Origin of the sequence: Cupriavidus pauculus, from assembly GCF_008801835.1 — a bacterium.
Classification (GTDB): domain Bacteria; phylum Pseudomonadota; class Gammaproteobacteria; order Burkholderiales; family Burkholderiaceae; genus Cupriavidus; species Cupriavidus pauculus.
In genome coordinates, this window is record NZ_VZOW01000020.1 from 51,050 (window position 1) to 66,333 (window position 15,284).

Below are 15,284 nucleotides of genomic sequence, written 5' to 3' on the forward strand. Positions count from 1 at the left end.
GCAGTGCCGTCGGTGCTGCATCATTTTTAATTCGCCGATAAATCAGAAGAGGAGGGTGCCGAAATTGCCGCTTCTGTGTGCGTGGTTCGATGTCACGCGCCCGGTGGTTTCGCTGCGCCTCTCTGGATCAGCATGTCAAAGAGAAACTGCGCGGCCGGCGCCAGCGGGCGTCCTCGGCGAGAGATCAATCCCAGGGTTCGGGTGATCGCTGGTTCTGTCAGTGGTATCGCAAGTAGCCCACTGCTGGATTTCGGCGGCAACGCCATTCTCGGCACCACACCGATTCCCAGGCCCGCCTCGACCAGACTTACCAAGGCGGGTACATGGTTTACCTCGCAGTACCAGCGCGGTCTGACCGGCAGTCGCGCCAAGGCCTGGTCGATCAGCAAGCGATTACCGCTGCCTTGCGCGAGCGTGATGTAGTCAAACCCTCCAAGGTCTTTCCATTGGACGCTTTTTTGCGTGGCCAACGGATGCCCTTTGCGACAGGCAACAACAAACGCCTCTTCAATCAATGGGCAGAATTCGATGTCGGGCTCCTGTGTCCCGATATAGGTCAGTCCGAAATCGGCATCGCCGCGCGTGACGGCAAGCAGGACATCCCCGGAGGACTCGTCAATGATGCGCAGCCGTATCCCCGGATATCGCGCGTGATACGGCCCCACTACGGAAGGCAGGAAATGTCCGACCGCGGACGGCACGCAGGCCAGCGTCACCTCGCCCGACAGCCGCTCAGAAACGGTCTGTATGCCGAGCATGGCCTCTTCCAACTCGTTGATGACGTTGCGCGCCTTGTGGACAAACATGCGGCCCAGCGTCGTCAACTCGACCTTCCGGGTAGTCCGCGTGAAAAGCGCGACGCCCAGCGCCTCTTCCAGTTTGTCCACCCGACGCGACAGCGCCGACTGCGACAGGAACATCGCGTCTGAAGCCGCTTTAAAGCTGCCCAGATCGGCGACGGCCAGAAACGCGCGTAAATCGGCTAGATCGAAATTCATGTGGTAGACGCAAGAATACTTGTGATTTTTGCACTTTACACCGTAATCCAGTACACGCGATCATGCGCAGCACGGACGGCGACGTCATGCTGTCCTGACTACAGCAGGAGACAAAATGCCTAAAAACAGACGCGAGCCGATACGCGGCATGTCGCGCCGTGCTGCGCTTGCCGCGCTCGCAATTCCGCTCGCCACGGTGTTGATTCCCGCGCACGCGGCAACGTGGACACCCGTCAGACCAATCCGCCTGATCGTGCCATACGGTCCCGGCGGAAGCTCGGACGCCATTGCCCGCGTCATCGCGGCCGAAATGTCGAAGGGCCTTGGCCAACAGATCGTGGTGGACAACAAGGGCGGCGGCCAGGGTGTCATCGCGATGCAGGAAACCGCACGCGCCGCGCCCGACGGCTATACGCTGGTTCTTGGTCACGTTGGCACGCTTGCCGTCAACCCAGCCATGATGCGCAAGCTTCCCTACGATGCCGCGAAGGACTTCACGCCGGTGACGTTGCTCGCGAAAGTGCCGATGGTGTTCGCCGTGGGACCTACAGTCCATAGCGATTCCATCAAGGCATTCATCAAGCAGGCCAAGGCGAAGCCTGGCGCGATGACCTACGGATCGGCGGGCAACGGTAGCGCTGGCAATGTCGCCTTCGAAATGCTCAAGCAGACCGCGCACATCGATCTTGTGCACGTGCCGTACAAAGGCACCGGCGCGCAGATTACCGACTTGCTCGCCGGCAACATCGACGCCGCATCGGCGGGCCTGGCCGGCATTCTGCAACACGCCAAGGCCGGAAAGCTGCGCATCCTCGCGGTTGGATCGTCACAACGCCTGGCGCCGATCCCCAACGTTCCCACCATTGCCGAGGAAGGCTACCCGGGATTCGAAAGCTCCCAATGGTTCGGGCTTTTGGCACCCGCAGGCACGCCCGCAGCGGTTGTCAGTCGTCTCCATGCCGAGGCCGTAAAGGCCCTGGCTACGCCACTTGTGCGACAACGCCTTGCAGAGGACGCCAGCACGCCCGAAGGCGCCGGCAGTGCCGAGTTCGCGGCATTCATTCGAGGCGAACAACAGCGCTGGGGCACCGTCATCCGCAGCGCAGGCATCCAGGCCAACTAAAACCTTCAGAGATTTTCCAGCATGCAACAAGATCGAGTTTTCCTATCCGAAGCCGAACTCCGCCAACTCGGAACGCGTGCGTTCCAGGGCCTGGGCCTGACCGAAAACGATGCCCGTGATGTCATTGACATCCTCGTGCTGGCAGACCTTTTCGGGTTGAGTACTCATGGCCTGTCCCGCATCGAATCCTATGGCGAACGCCTTTTGTCCGGCGGCATCTCGGCACGCCCGGCCATCACCGTCGAACGCGCGGCACCGGCGTTGGTAAAAGTCGATGGCGGCAACGCCGTTGGGCCGCTCGCGGGCATGAAGGCACTGCGCGCCGCCATGGAAGTCGCCGGGGAATTCGGCATCGGCATGGCCTTCGTGCGGGGCAGCAACCACTTCGGGCCGGTTTCGCCCTACAGCTACATTGCGGCGCAAGCCGGGTTCGCCAGCATGATTGGCAGCAACGCCACGACGACCATCGCGCCGTGGGGCGGCAGCGATGCGCGTCTGGGCAACAGCCCGCTAGGCTTCGGCGTACCGGGGCATGACGGCCGCCACTTCCTGCTGGACATGGCCATGAGCGTGGCCGCACGCGCCAAGATTCGCAATGCGCTCAAGGCAGGGCAGCCCATTCCGGATTCCTGGGCCACCGATGCGCAAGGAAGACAAACCACAGACCCTAAAGCCGCCCTCGATGGCTTTCTGCTACCGATTGGCGGGCACAAAGGCTATGGGCTGGCGCTGATGGTCGATCTCTTCGCTGGGTTGCTCTCGGACGCGGCATACCTCACGCACGTCAAGTCGTGGGTCGATGCACCTGACGAGCCACAGAACCTCGGCCATTTCTTTATCCTGATAGATACCCGGCGACTAGGCCCGACGCAATGGCTGGCTGCGCGCATGAAGGACTTTGCGGATATCCTCCATGGCAGCGCACCGGCCGAGCCTGGCAAGCCGGTGATCGTTCCCGGAGAGATCGAGCTCGACAAGCTGAGGCATCAGCGCGAAAAGGGCATTGCGATGGACCCGGCCGTGAAGGCCCTGCTGGATCGACATGCGAACGCCAAGGCGAACTGAATCACACACTCCGGAGGCACCATGAGCTATAACGATGCACGGCGCGAGCTTGCGCCGACTGGAATCTTTCGCGCGTCCATCAATGTTGGCAACCCAATCCTCGCGAACCTCGATGCAGACGGAAAACCATTCGGCGTTTCAGTAGACCTGGCCGGCGAGTTTGCGCGTCGCCTTGGCATACCGCTGGAACTTGTCGTGTTCGACTCCGCGGGAAAGTCGGTCGATGCGGTCACGGCCGAACAGGCCGACTTCGGATTCTTTGCCGTCGATCCGGTCCGCGGAGCGGGCATTGCGTTCTCCGCACCCTACGTGCTGATCGAGGGCGCATACCTGGTCAAGAACGACTCCCCGGTCAGAACCAACGACGAAGTCGACCGTGCTGGACGCAGTGTTGTCGTGGGCACAGGGAGTGCCTACGACCTGTATCTCACGCGCGCGTTGCAGCATGCCCAGATCGTGCGCGCCCCGACGTCGCCATCGGTCGTGCAAACATTCCTGGAACAGGATGCGGACGTGGCTGCGGGCGTTCGGCAGCAATTGGAGGCCGATGCCGCGCGCACGCCGGGCCAGAGGCTGCTGCCGGGCCGCTTCATGGTCATCCAGCAGGCCATGGGCATTCCCAAGGCCCGAAGCCCTGAGGCGGTGGACGTGCTACGGCAATTCGTCGAGGAAATGAAGGCCTCCGGCTTCGTTGCGGACGCGCTCGCACGTCATGGAATCGAGGGTGCGTCGGTCGCACCCATGGCGTCATAGCGACTGAACGGGCTCGCTCCGACGCGACAATGCGAGCGGCAGCGACGGGCACACCAGCGCTACGTGCCCGTCGCCATTCGGCAAAGCCCGCTCACTTTTCTTGCCATGGCATTTCCTTCCACAGTTGACGGAAACCTGCTTCGCCGCGTTCGAGTTCGGCGGCGTATGCGGCCGGAGCCAGGTAACGCAGCGGCGCAAACATGGCGTCGGCCTGTTGCTTGAACTGCGGGTCCGCCGCAACCTTGGCCATGGCATCGACGAGCTTCTTCTTGACCGGCTCCGGCAGGCCCTTCGGTGCGGCCAGCCAGCGCAATGACGCGAGCTCGATGTTGTAGCCCTGCTCACGGAACGTCGACACATTGGGCGCCAGCACAGCACGCGACAGTCCCATCTGTCCCAGGAATTTCAGCGGCGTGCCGCCTTTCTGGTAGGCCAGCGCTTCGCCGACATTGATGGCGCCAATGGTGATCTGCTGACCCGCCAGCGCGCCGCGTACTTCGCCGGCACCCTTGTAGCCCACATGCGTCATCTTCACGGCCGCCGCCCGCTCGAACAGCAGCATCGCGAGATGGTCATCCGAGCCCACGCCCGTGGTGCCGACTTTGACGGCGCCCGGATTGGCCTTGGCATACTTCACGAGCGTTGCCAAAGAATCGATATTGCTCGATTGGTGGACGGTGAATGCGCCCGGATCGTCTACCAGGTTGCCGATGAGGTCGTAGCTCTTCCATGTGAACGTCGACTTTCGTTCGATGGGAATCGTCAACAGGTTCGGTGTGTTGATAAAGCCGATGGTGTAGCCGTCTGGCGTGGCGCGTGCCAGTTCGGCAAAGCCAATGGCGCCGCCGGCCCCTGGCTTGTTCTGGACCACGATGGTTGCGCCGAGCTCTTTCTCAAGATGCCTTGCGAGCAGGCGGGCGACCAGATCGGTGCCGCCACCCGGTGCGTAAGCCACGATCATCTCGATGGGCCGATTCGGCCAGGCGGCGGGTTGCGCCTGTGATGAGGCGGATGCCAGGGCGCCCGCCATACCGACGAATGAGCTCGCGGCAAGATAAAGGGATAGGCGCCGACGACGGAAGTCGGGGTTGCTGTGCATGATCTTGTCTCCTCACCGACCTATCTGGCCGGCATATTGTTGTGATGATTGCGTGCGTGGTCAGCTAGCGGTAACGAGCAAGGCTGCTTCCATCCGTTGGCGCACCCTGGGCCACACTCCCGGGTTCACCAGACGTTCGGGCCTCTCGCCTTTTGCCAGCAATGCCAGGATTTGCGTGGCGGCCAATGTAGCGTTCCTGCGTCGGGCGTCATGTGTCACGCCTGCCGTGTGAAAGGTGGCAACGACGTTGTTGAGCGTCAGAAGTGGATGGCCGGGAGGAGGCGGTTCCTGGTCCCAGACGTCCAGGCCAGCGCCCGCAAGGTGTCCGCTGGACAGCGCCGCGTAAAGGGCTGCCTCATCGTGGATACCGCCTCGTGCAGTGCTGACAAAGATGCTGCCTCGACGCATTGCCGCGAAGGCTGCAGCATTCATCATCCCGAGCGTGCTGGCGTTGCGCGGGCAGTGCAGCGACACGATGTCGGACGTGCGCAGCAACTCGTCGAATGAGACGGCTTTGGCGCCGCGCTTTGCCATCTCTGCGCTATCGAGATACGGGTCATAGCCAATCACGCGCATGCCGAAGGCGCGGCCCAGCGCTGCAGCGCGGCTCCCGGCATGTCCGACGCCGACCACGCCTAAAGTGCGTCCACGGAGTTCGTGGCCCATCAGGTCTTCGCGGCTGCCGGTGGTATGGGTCTTCATGCGCTGGTCCGATTCAGGGATGCGGCGCATCACCGCTAGCATCAGCCCGAACGCCATCTCCGCCACGGAATCGGCGTTGCCGCCAGCCTGATTCATCACGGCCACACCCGCGGCCGTGCAGGCATCGATATCGATCGTGTCGCAACCAGAGCCGCTCGACGACACGGCCAGCAGATGCGGACAACGCGCGAGAAGCTCGGTCGTCACGAACCAGCGTCGAGGCAGTTCGTCCTTGGCGGCCGTAATCTGATACACGTGGGCTTCCGAAAGGCGGGCCCACGCCTCTTCATCAGCACCTTCGCGCTGGCACGTGTGCAGCGTGACATCGGCGGCTTCGCCCACAATGCGATTGAATGCGGGATCCAGCCAATAGTCGAATCGAACGACCTGGCGCTTTGCAGAACGCGGCCGACTCACAGGACCCCCTTGTCAGCCAGGGAGCGGTCCACCCAGGTGCGGTCGGCGCGACCTTGCGCAATCGATTCCAGCACGCCAGCTTCCATGCGCTGCACGTCTTCGACGCGGACCGCAATCGCTTCCGCTTCCTCGGCGGGAACGACCAGCAAACCATCGCCATCACCAATGATCAGGTCGCCAGGCCGAACCACCATGCCGTCGATGGAGACCGGCACGTGCAGTTCTCCCGGGCCATCCTTGTAGGGGCCCCGGTGCGAAACGCCGCGCGCATAGACGGGCAGGGGCTCCTTGCCAATCGTGTCGCTGTCGCGAATCAGACCGTCGATGACAAAACCGGCAGCTCCCCGCGAGATGGCGAGCGCCAGCATGATTTCGCCGATGATGGCGTTTGGTCCGACGCCGCCGGCATCGACGACGATGACATCGCCGGGTCCGGAAAGGTCGATGGCCCTGTGGACCATGAGGTTGTCACCGGGGCGCGTGCGAACGGTCAGCGCTCGTCCGACCAGATTGCCGTCGCGACGATGGAAGGGGCGCAATTGACTGGTCCCCGTCGTGCGGCTCATGGCATCGCTGACATTGGCGACTGGGAAATTGCGATATCGCTCCATCAGCGATGTGCTGACAAGGTGCGCGGGGCGCGGATGAATGCGAAAGCCGTGTGGCGAGGTCATTGTGTTGTCTCCTGTATCGACCGTGCGGGTTCTGTTGGTATGGGTAGAAGGCGTGCACTCAATGCGAGCGCGTGCGGTAGATGCACTGCGCATCGACATCCGTTGCGCGGGTGATACCCAGCATGGCCAGGTCTCGAGAAATCTCGGCTTGCATCAGGTCGATGCCGTGGGCGACGCCCTGGCGCGCACCCACCGCCGCTGCGTAGGCGAACGGCCGCCCAATGAAGACGCAGCGGGCGCCTAGGGCAAGCGCCTTGATGACGTCAGTGCCGCGGCGCACGCCACTGTCGAGCATCACGGGCAGATGCGGCACGGCATCGACGACCTCTGGCAGGGCACGCATTGCGGCAATCACGCTATCCAACTGACGGCCACCGTGGTTTGAGACCACGATGCCGTCGACGCCATGTTGTTGTGCGGCGCGAGCGTCTTCTGCAGTCAGGATGCCCTTGACCACGAGCGGTCCCTTCCAGCGGCGACGGATGGTGGTGAGGTGGTCCCAAGTGAAGTGCGCACGGTCCGAGAAATCGCGCTCCACATTCCGAGAGACGATGGGGGCGCCACGGTGAGCGTAAGCGTTTTCGAAGTGCGGTACGCCATGGCGTACCAGGGTGCGAGCGAACGTGCCAAGCAGCCAGCGGGGATGCGTGATGCCTTGCCAGGCAAGGGCGGCGCTCGGGCGCAGCGGCGTGGAAAATCCGGCGCGGATATTGTTTTCGCGATTGCCGGCGACGGGCGTGTCCACGGTAATGACGAGCGTCTCGACCTTGGCCGCTGCGACCCGCGCCAGCAGCCCTTCGATCTGGCGCATGTCTCCGGGAAGATACGCCTGGAACCAGGTGCCGGGCGCCGCCTCCATGACTTCCTCAAGGCGAATCAACGACGAGCCGCTCATTACGGCCGGAACGGACGCTTGGCAAGCCGCCTGCGCCATCACGACATCCCCGCGGTAGGCAAACAGGGCGGAAACACCCATTGGGGCCAGACCGAAGGGCGCCGAATACTTGCGGCCGAACAGGTCGAAGCTCAGGTCGCGCGACGAGACGCCAACCAGCACGCGCGGGCGCAATGCCAATTCCTCAAACGACCGCCGATTTTGTTCCAGGGTGAGGTTGTCCTCGACAGCGCCGCTCACGTAGGCGTAGAGCGGCTTGGGCAGACGTCTGCGCGCCAGCGCCTCGAAATCCTTAAGCGACAGCACGCGCTGCCTCAGCCACTTCGCCTGTCTATCGCCTTGTGCCGCAACGGGCGTGTGCGGCGGCGTCCGGTCAGCGGATTGAAGTGCTGCGGTCCGGGCGGCATTGTCGACAGGAGTGGCGGACATAGTCGTAAGGGCTAGAAAGTGGAGCAAATCTAGCAACGCCAACACACCGACAAAAGCGAAAAATAACGAAGCTATAATTTCGCTTTTATGAAAATATCGGCAATCGACCGATTGGGGGAGGGCGCGCCATGACACTCAAGCAGCTAGAGGCTTTCTACTGGGCGGCAACTTGCGTCAACTTCACAGTGGCGGCTGAGCGGGTCCATTTGTCCGTGTCTTCGCTATCCAAGCGGATTGCCGAATTGGAAGCGTCGCTGGGCGTGGCGCTGTTCGACCGCAGCGGGCGGAGTGCCGAGCTGACTGCGCAGGGCGAGCAGATGCTGCCGCAGATTCACGCAATGCTGCATGCCGCCGCGGAACTGCAGCAGTCGGCGGGGCAACGCCATGGTTTGATCGGGCGGTGCCGTATCGGCCTGGGAGAACTGAGCGGGCTGACCTGGTTACCGAAACTGGTGCGCGAAGTGTCATCACGCCATCCGGGTTTGCTGCTGGAGCCTCACGTCGATATCGGACAGGCCCTGGAGCAGCGCCTGCACGATGGAGAACTCGACATTGGGGTGCTGGCCGGACCGTCTACCCGTAGCAGCCTGGCGGCTGAGCGGATAGGTCAGGTGGATTTTGCGTGGGTTGCCAGCCAGTCTTTGCTCGAGCTGGCCGGCACTGACGACCCACGGATCCTGATGGGCGAGCAGACCTTGCTGACACTTCCGGTCGGAGCGGGCGGAACGCGGGTGCTCGACCAATGGCTGGCGCGCCGAGGGTTGATGGTGGGCCGGCGCCTGATGTGCAATAGCTGGGGAGCAGTTGTCGGTATGGTCGTCGAGGGGTTGGGCTTCGGGTTTGTCCCCACGCTATGGGCTGAAGCACTCGTGGAGCGCGGTGGACTGCGCATCCTGCCCGATACCGACGCATTGGAACCGCTCCACTACGCCGTGCAATGGCGCCGCGACGATACCCGGCCGCTGATTCACGCGATGCGAGAGATTATCCGCGGCGTCATCGACTTCCAGGCACCACGGTGCTTCGTGTAGGCATGGGGTAACGTAAATCCGCAGGCATTCGGCGGCGTCCGCGCCGGCCAGATTGTCATGTCGTTGCGGCGCGATGGGCCCTACGACCATCTTTTCTGAATGGTCGACGCCTAGGGAAGCCTCTCTCCTATCTGTTCATTATGTTGGACAAAATGTGGGTTTTCGACTATTGTGTTGGACATATGGGAACATCTACTACTTCTTCGGTTCTGGAGCGTCAACTCTTGCTGCAGCTAGGCGATCGGCTCAAGCGCCTTCGCAAAGCGCAAGGCCTCACGACAATCGAGATGGCGCGTCGTGTAGGGATCTCCAGAACGACGCTTGCAGCGGTGGAGGCCGGAGATCCTGCCCCATCGATCGGCACCTATCTTCGCGTGATGTCGGCACTCGGTGTGGCCGGCGACCTTGCTTTGTTGGTGTCTGACACCTTTCAACCGGCACCTCCCAACTCAGCCGGAGCAAACACTCGGCGTGGCCGACCGCAAGTCCAGGTGCTAGTGCGTTCGGATTCCGAGAGTCATCAGGCACAGGATTTACAAAGCCTCGCACTTCACGAGGAGGCGGTGCGATGGTTGCGCACATACCCGGAACTTGTCGATCAAGCTCTTGAGACGTTAGCGAAGTGGCGAGCGAAGGGGCCAAGCCGGTCCGATAGCCTGTGGTCCGAATGGGAGGAGATTCTCACGCGCCAAACGTGGCGCAAGGCATTGGGGCGTACCAAGCGCGCGCAGGAACTGAGGCAGGCGTCGCCTTTGCCTACGGTGTTGCCCGATCATGTAAGGAATGAAGTGGTCGCGCAGGCAAAAGCATTGAAAAAGGGCGTTGTGATCGGTGATGTCGAAATCGATCCGTCGTCGAAGGAACTGCATTGAAGCGAGAAGACCTCGAACACATCATTCGTGCATCCGGCGAGATCACGGGCGAGTATGAGTTCGTCATCGTTGGAAGTCAGTCTTTTTTGGGAGGACATCCATATCCTCCCGCTGTATTCACTGCTTCTGCAGAAGCTGACATTTATCCGCGAAATGCGCCTGAGAAGGCTGATGACATAGACGGAGCAATCGGCGAAGGGTCCCAGTTTCATGAGACCAACGGTTACTACGCTCAAGGCGTGGGGCCCGAAACTGCGGTTTTGCCGGAGGGCTGGGAGAGGCGGGTTGAGAAAATCCAAAATGACCGTACTAACGGCCGCATCGGATACTGCCTAGGGGCGCTCGATCTATTCATGGCCAAGGCAGTGGCCAATCGTGACAAAGACAGAGACTTCGATGTGGCGCTGCTCGTGCATGGTTTCGTGAAGGCGGACGAAGCAATTGCAATGGTCAGCAAAATGCCGCCATTTTTAACCGCCTCGGAGAGAGGGCGGCTGCGCGAGCGAATCAAACGCTGGATTGCTATCGCTGAGTCGCAGCGTCCTCCACCGACTGATTAAATAACCCGACGTACACAGACGTTCCCAGTGAAGCTCGCGGCTCTCTCTAACCCGGAAAAGGGGGCGACAGCCGCAAGACAGCACAGCCCCCACAACGCCGCTAATTCGTGCGAATTGCCGCGATAGCGTCGAAGCCCACGACTCTCTGACAGGTGAATACCCGCAACACAATACAAATGAAAGCAAATTGAAAGTTGTGACCCCTAGGTTTCACTGATCGCCAGCGCGTCGGCCGTATCGGAAGATTTCCTGGCAAGTTAAGGAGCCCGCCCCCATGGACCTGTTATCCAACCTCGGATTGGGCTTCGCGACTGCCCTGTCGTTTCAGAACATCTTCTACGCGTTTCTGGGCTGCGTGCTGGGCACGCTGATCGGCGTGCTGCCTGGCCTTGGGCCCCTAGCCACGATCGCGATGCTGTTGCCCGTGACGTACACGCTGCCGCCGGTGGCCGCGCTGATCATGCTGGCCGGTATCTACTATGGCGCACAGTACGGCGGTTCCACGACCGCCATTCTGGTGAACCTGCCCGGCGAATCGTCGTCGGTCGTGACCACCATCGACGGCTACCAGATGGCGCGTCGCGGCCGTGCGGGTGTGGCGCTGGCCACTGCCGGCATCGGCTCGTTCTTCGCCGGCTGCGTGGCCACGCTGATCCTGGCCGCTTTTGCCGCGCCGCTGTCGGAACTGGCGTTCAAGTTCGGCCCCGCCGAGTACTTCTCGCTGATGGTGCTGGGCCTGATCGGCGCCGTGGTGCTGGCGTCCGGTTCCCTCGTGAAAGCAATTTCGATGATCGTGCTGGGCCTGTTGCTGGGTCTGGTGGGCACCGACGTGAACTCGGGCGCCGCGCGTTTCTCGTTCGACGTACCGGAGCTGACCGATGGACTGAACTTCGTGTCGGTGGCAATGGGTGTATTCGGCTTCGCGGAAATCATTGCGAATCTGGAGCAGAAGGAGAATCGCGAGACCTTCACTGATCACGTGACCAACCTGTTCCCGACCAAAGAAGATTTCAAGCGCATGATTCCGGCCATCCTGCGCGGCACATTGCTCGGATCGGCGTTGGGCATTCTGCCGGGCGGTGGCGCGGCTCTGGCGTCGTTCGCGGCCTACTCGCTGGAAAAAAAGACGTCGAATTATGCGCACGAATTCGGCAAGGGCGCGATCGAAGGCGTGGCAGGTCCCGAATCGGCCAACAATGCTGCGGCGCAGACGTCGTTCATCCCGTTGCTGACGCTGGGCATTCCGCCCAACGCCGTGATGGCGCTGATGGTCGGTGCAATGACGATCCACAACATCCAACCGGGCCCGCAGGTGATGACCAGCAATCCGGCGCTGTTCTGGGGGCTGATCGCCTCGATGTGGATCGGCAATTTCATGTTGATCGTGCTGAATCTGCCGATGATCGGTATCTGGGTGAAGCTGCTGACCGTGCCGTACCGCTATCTGTATCCGGCAATCCTGACGTTTTGCTGCATCGGCGTGTACTCGGTGCAGAACACCACGTTCGACGTGTTCCAGACCGCGGCTTTCGGCGTGATCGGCTACCTGTTCATCAAGCTGAAGTGCGAACCGGCACCGCTGCTGCTGGGCTTCGTGCTCGGGCCGATGATGGAAGAAAACTTCCGCCGCTCGCTGCTGCTGTCCAGGGGTGCCTTCAGCGTGTTCGTAACGCGTCCGCTGTCGCTGGGCCTGTTGATCGCTGCGGCGATTCTGGTGGCAATCGTGGCGATGCCATCGATCAAGGCAAAGCGCGAGGTGGCGTTTCAGGAGGAATAGTCGCTGGTTGCCATGTGAGTTGGCATCAATCGGTGTATGAAGACTCCAGCGCTCACGCGCGCCTTATCGCGCGTGTATATCTTGAAGCTTGTCCAGGCTGGCCCAATGACTGTGCTCAGCCTGGCAGACCGCCTTCGCGAAAGCGGCTTCAATGAGAATATTCGATCGCTGCGTCCCACTTTGCGCAGTCTCATGATCGCACGCGCTATCACAGCACAGCTTATCGAAGGGACCGGGCGCGTCTATTGCATAACGGATGAAGGACGGCAGGAGTTGGATGTCTATCTGGCGCAACTAGAAGCACTGGTCCCGGCAGGGCGGGCGGCCCGAGATAGGGCGACCCGGCAGCGGTCTGGCTAAGGAAGCCGGCTAGGCGCCAAGCTTGTAAGGCTGAGTCATGACTTCCAGAAGATGACCGTCAGGATCATCGAAATACACGCCGCGGCCGCCATTGTGCAGATAAGTTTCGCCGGCACGTTGCTTGCCAGGATCGGCCCAATAGCGAAGCCCTCGGTCTCGAATACGAGAGAACACCTGATCGAATTCGCCTTCACTGATCAGAAATGCGTAATGCTGCAATGAAATCGCGCCTTCCCTTTCGAAGAAATCGAGCGAAACGTCATTGTCGAGTTGAACTACCAGCATCTGCCCAAACTCGACAGGGCTTGGCAGTCCCAGAATATCCATTAGAAATTGCGTTGACTTCTGTTTGTCGCTGCACCAGACGATAGTGTGATTTAGCTGTACGCTCATGGCGCGCCCCGAGTGATATGCCTAGCTCAGACCTAGTCTAGGCTTGATCTTGCCCGATTGAAATAAAAGGGCTTTCCACCGTCCCGGGCTGCAACTACTGCCCGATCACTGCACGGATTTCACAAAGCGCCCGGTGCAGCGCTCGCAGGCCAATCGATCCCAGTGCCACCCGCAATGCGTGAGGGACGTGAGGCGTGACGGCAAATGGTTCGGCGGTCGTCACCAATACCCCCTTGCGCTCAAGTTCTGCAACGACCCGGTCGGCGCGCAAGCCTTCGTCTAGTTCCAGCCAAAGGAAATAGGAAGAAGGGTGCGCAATGACCGTGTAGCCCTGCAAAACCTGGCGGGCAAGGTCCTGGCGCTGCCTGGCGTCTTTGCGCTTGCGGTCTTCCAGCGCATCCACCGAACCCGCTTCGATCCAACGGCAGGCCAGGGCGACGGTCAGCGAAGGGGTGTTCCAGGTGGATACGCGAATGGCCTGTTCAAGGGCGGGAATGTAAGCGTGGGGCGCCGCGACGAACCCAAACCGCAATCCGGACGCCACGCTCTTTGAAAGGCCCGATACATAGATGGTCCGATGCGGGGCTTGCGTGAGCCCGGGCTTTGGCGCTGGTTCGGCAAGAAAGGCATAGGCGCCATCCTCGACGATCAGGAAATCGTGCGCGTCGGCAAGCGCCGCCAGGCGAACGCGGTCCTGCTCCGGCATGACCGTTCCCAGCGGATTGTGCAGTGTGGGCATCGTGTAGACGGCTCGCACTGGTCGGCGCTTGCAGAGCGCGGCCAGCGCATCGAGGTCGGTGCGGCCGGCGGCCTGAGGAAGCGGTTCGAGATCCAGCCGGTACGCGTGTGCCAGCGCCTTCATACCGGGATAGGTGAGGGCGTCGACAGCCAGAACGTCGCCCGGCTTGAACAGGGCCATGACGGTCACGGCCAACCCCTGCTGCGCGCCGTTGACGATCAGTATCTGGTCGCCCCCGACGCGGATATCCCTGTTCCGCAAATGCCGCGCCACGGTCTGCCGCTCATGCGGCCGGCCGCCCTGGGGCGCCGAATGCAACAGGGAATCGAGATCGCCCGACACAGCCAGGCTGCGCAGGCCCTCCCGTAATATTTCCGCTTGGTCCGGCAGAGAAGGGTAGTTGAAAGTAAGGTCCACCGCACCGGCCTTGAGCGGCCGTTGCTCCAGTCCCAAACCGCGTGGCAAAGAGGTATCGCGTACGAAGGTGCCACGACCGGGTTCGCAAGCTACCAGCCCGACCGCCTCGAGTTCGGCGTAGACGCGCAAGGCTGTAGCGAGCGCGACGCGATGCTCCTGCATCAGCGCACGAACAGTCGGCAATTGCGTGCCCGGTAAGAGGTCGCCCGCGTGTATGCGCACCGCCATTGCATCCATGATCGACTTGTATCGCGCCTTGGCCATGGTTGTATCTAGAACAATTTTTTGGTTGTATCAGGTGATGGCCTTACTCTATCAGCGTTCACCCAACTGGCAACTGGCAAGAGACATGATCGATTTGGCGACCCTTTCTGTATTTGCCGTGGCGGTTATGTTTCTGCTGATATCGCCCGGGCCCAATATGATGTTCGTGGTAACCCACGGCGCGACATATGGTTGGATGGGCGGCGTGGCTTCGGCACTCGGCATTGGCGCGGCGGACCTGGTGCTGACGGCCCTGACCGCAACTGGCATTGCGGCGGTGGTCGGCAGCATGCCGGCGGCCTTCGATGTCATTCGCTTTTGCGGGGCCGCGTACCTATTGTGGATGGCCTACAAGTGCGTGCAGGCGCCGACGGCACCAAGCGTGGCCATCGCGTCGCAGGCGACGCTGAAAGCCGTGTTCGCGCGCGCCATGCTGAACAGCCTGCTAAACCCCAAGGCCTTGTTGTTCTTCGTGGTGTTTCTCCCGCAATTCGTCGTGCCCGGCCATGGACCGGTCGCATGGCAATTGCTGTTCCTGGGAAGCGTGCTGACCGTGATCGCCATCGTGTTCCACGCCGCCCTCGGCGCGGGCAGCGGCGTTGTCCGCCGCTTTCTCGATGCGAATCCAAAGTTCGCTCACCTGCAATCGTTGGGGCTCGCCACCGTACTGGTGCTGCTGGCCCTGCGACTGATCGTGATGGCGCGTCCGGATTGAG

Annotated in this window: 16 protein-coding genes; 9 read left to right on the forward strand and 7 right to left on the reverse strand. The window is 61.6% G+C overall.

The features are described from left to right. Positions 1-92: 92 nt before the first annotated feature. Complete coding sequence (locus F7R19_RS19470) at positions 93-998, reverse strand: LysR family transcriptional regulator (RefSeq protein ID WP_150981702.1); 906 nt, start codon at positions 996-998, stop codon at positions 93-95. A 115-nt stretch (positions 999-1,113) separates the two neighbouring features. Between F7R19_RS19470 and F7R19_RS19475 the strand changes: the two genes are divergently transcribed. Genes F7R19_RS19475 through F7R19_RS19485 form a run of 3 tightly spaced genes read left to right on the forward strand, consistent with a single transcriptional unit; the run spans position 1,114 to position 3,939 of the window. After that, positions 1,114-2,121, forward strand: coding sequence for a Bug family tripartite tricarboxylate transporter substrate binding protein (locus F7R19_RS19475; RefSeq protein ID WP_061954348.1), 1,008 nt, complete (start codon positions 1,114-1,116; stop codon positions 2,119-2,121). A 21-nt stretch (positions 2,122-2,142) separates the two neighbouring features. After that, positions 2,143-3,186 carry an Ldh family oxidoreductase gene (locus F7R19_RS19480; protein ID WP_150981703.1) on the forward strand — a complete coding sequence of 348 codons (1,044 nt, stop codon included), beginning with the start codon at positions 2,143-2,145 and terminating at the stop codon, positions 3,184-3,186. A gap of 21 nt (positions 3,187-3,207) precedes the next feature. Beyond that, positions 3,208-3,939 carry an ABC transporter substrate-binding protein gene (locus F7R19_RS19485; RefSeq protein WP_150981704.1) on the forward strand — a complete coding sequence of 244 codons (732 nt, stop codon included), beginning with the start codon at positions 3,208-3,210 and terminating at the stop codon, positions 3,937-3,939. 91 nt (positions 3,940-4,030) lie between these two features. On the opposite strand, the gene F7R19_RS19490 is transcribed toward F7R19_RS19485, so the two are convergent. The 4 genes from F7R19_RS19490 to F7R19_RS19505 all read right to left on the reverse strand — a co-directional run bounded on the left by F7R19_RS19490 (position 4,031) and on the right by F7R19_RS19505 (position 8,155). Continuing rightward, positions 4,031-4,900 (reverse strand): tripartite tricarboxylate transporter substrate binding protein, encoded by an 870-nt coding sequence (locus tag F7R19_RS19490; protein WP_407648945.1) that lies wholly within the window; start codon positions 4,898-4,900, stop codon positions 4,031-4,033. 198 nt (positions 4,901-5,098) lie between these two features. Next, complete coding sequence (locus F7R19_RS19495) at positions 5,099-6,157, reverse strand: hydroxyacid dehydrogenase (protein WP_150981705.1); 1,059 nt, start codon at positions 6,155-6,157, stop codon at positions 5,099-5,101. Further along, positions 6,154-6,831, reverse strand: coding sequence for an RraA family protein (locus tag F7R19_RS19500; protein WP_150981706.1), 678 nt, complete (start codon positions 6,829-6,831; stop codon positions 6,154-6,156). The genes F7R19_RS19495 and F7R19_RS19500 overlap by 4 nt, the downstream gene beginning before the upstream one ends. Positions 6,832-6,889: 58 nt before the next feature. Beyond that, on the reverse strand, positions 6,890-8,155 hold the full coding sequence (locus tag F7R19_RS19505) for an alpha-hydroxy acid oxidase (RefSeq protein WP_170292621.1): 1,266 nt from the start codon (positions 8,153-8,155) through the stop codon (positions 6,890-6,892). Positions 8,156-8,283: 128 nt separating this feature from the next. Here F7R19_RS19505 and F7R19_RS19510 point away from each other — a divergent pair, with 128 nt between their 5' ends. The 5 genes from F7R19_RS19510 (at position 8,284) to F7R19_RS30230 (ending at position 12,755) form a co-directional block, all read left to right on the forward strand. Further along, on the forward strand, positions 8,284-9,186 hold the full coding sequence (locus tag F7R19_RS19510) for a LysR family transcriptional regulator (protein ID WP_150981707.1): 903 nt from the start codon (positions 8,284-8,286) through the stop codon (positions 9,184-9,186). Between the two features lie 182 nt (positions 9,187-9,368). Beyond that, a complete protein-coding gene (locus tag F7R19_RS19515) occupies positions 9,369-10,058 on the forward strand; it encodes a helix-turn-helix transcriptional regulator (RefSeq protein WP_150981708.1) in 690 nt (229 codons plus the stop codon). Next, complete coding sequence (locus F7R19_RS19520; RefSeq protein WP_061954329.1) at positions 10,055-10,618, forward strand: DUF6036 family nucleotidyltransferase; 564 nt, start codon at positions 10,055-10,057, stop codon at positions 10,616-10,618. The genes F7R19_RS19515 and F7R19_RS19520 overlap by 4 nt, the downstream gene beginning before the upstream one ends. Before the next feature lie 274 nt (positions 10,619-10,892). After that, positions 10,893-12,395, forward strand: coding sequence for a tripartite tricarboxylate transporter permease (locus F7R19_RS19525; RefSeq protein ID WP_150981709.1), 1,503 nt, complete (start codon positions 10,893-10,895; stop codon positions 12,393-12,395). 36 nt (positions 12,396-12,431) lie between these two features. Then, positions 12,432-12,755, forward strand: a complete 324-nt coding sequence (locus tag F7R19_RS30230) for a hypothetical protein (protein WP_061954325.1) — start codon at positions 12,432-12,434, stop codon at positions 12,753-12,755. Positions 12,756-12,764: 9 nt separating this feature from the next. Here the strand turns inward: F7R19_RS30230 and F7R19_RS19535 are convergent, their stop codons facing one another. Together F7R19_RS19535 and F7R19_RS19540 are read right to left on the reverse strand one after the other, a co-directional pair. Continuing rightward, positions 12,765-13,148, reverse strand: a complete 384-nt coding sequence (locus F7R19_RS19535; RefSeq protein WP_150981710.1) for a VOC family protein — start codon at positions 13,146-13,148, stop codon at positions 12,765-12,767. 94 nt (positions 13,149-13,242) lie between these two features. Further along, positions 13,243-14,568, reverse strand: a complete 1,326-nt coding sequence (locus F7R19_RS19540) for an aminotransferase-like domain-containing protein (protein ID WP_150981711.1) — start codon at positions 14,566-14,568, stop codon at positions 13,243-13,245. Between the two features lie 85 nt (positions 14,569-14,653). Here F7R19_RS19540 and F7R19_RS19545 point away from each other — a divergent pair, with 85 nt between their 5' ends. Then, on the forward strand, positions 14,654-15,283 hold the full coding sequence (locus F7R19_RS19545) for a LysE family translocator (protein WP_150981721.1): 630 nt from the start codon (positions 14,654-14,656) through the stop codon (positions 15,281-15,283). The last annotated feature ends 1 nt before the right edge of the window (position 15,284 follow it).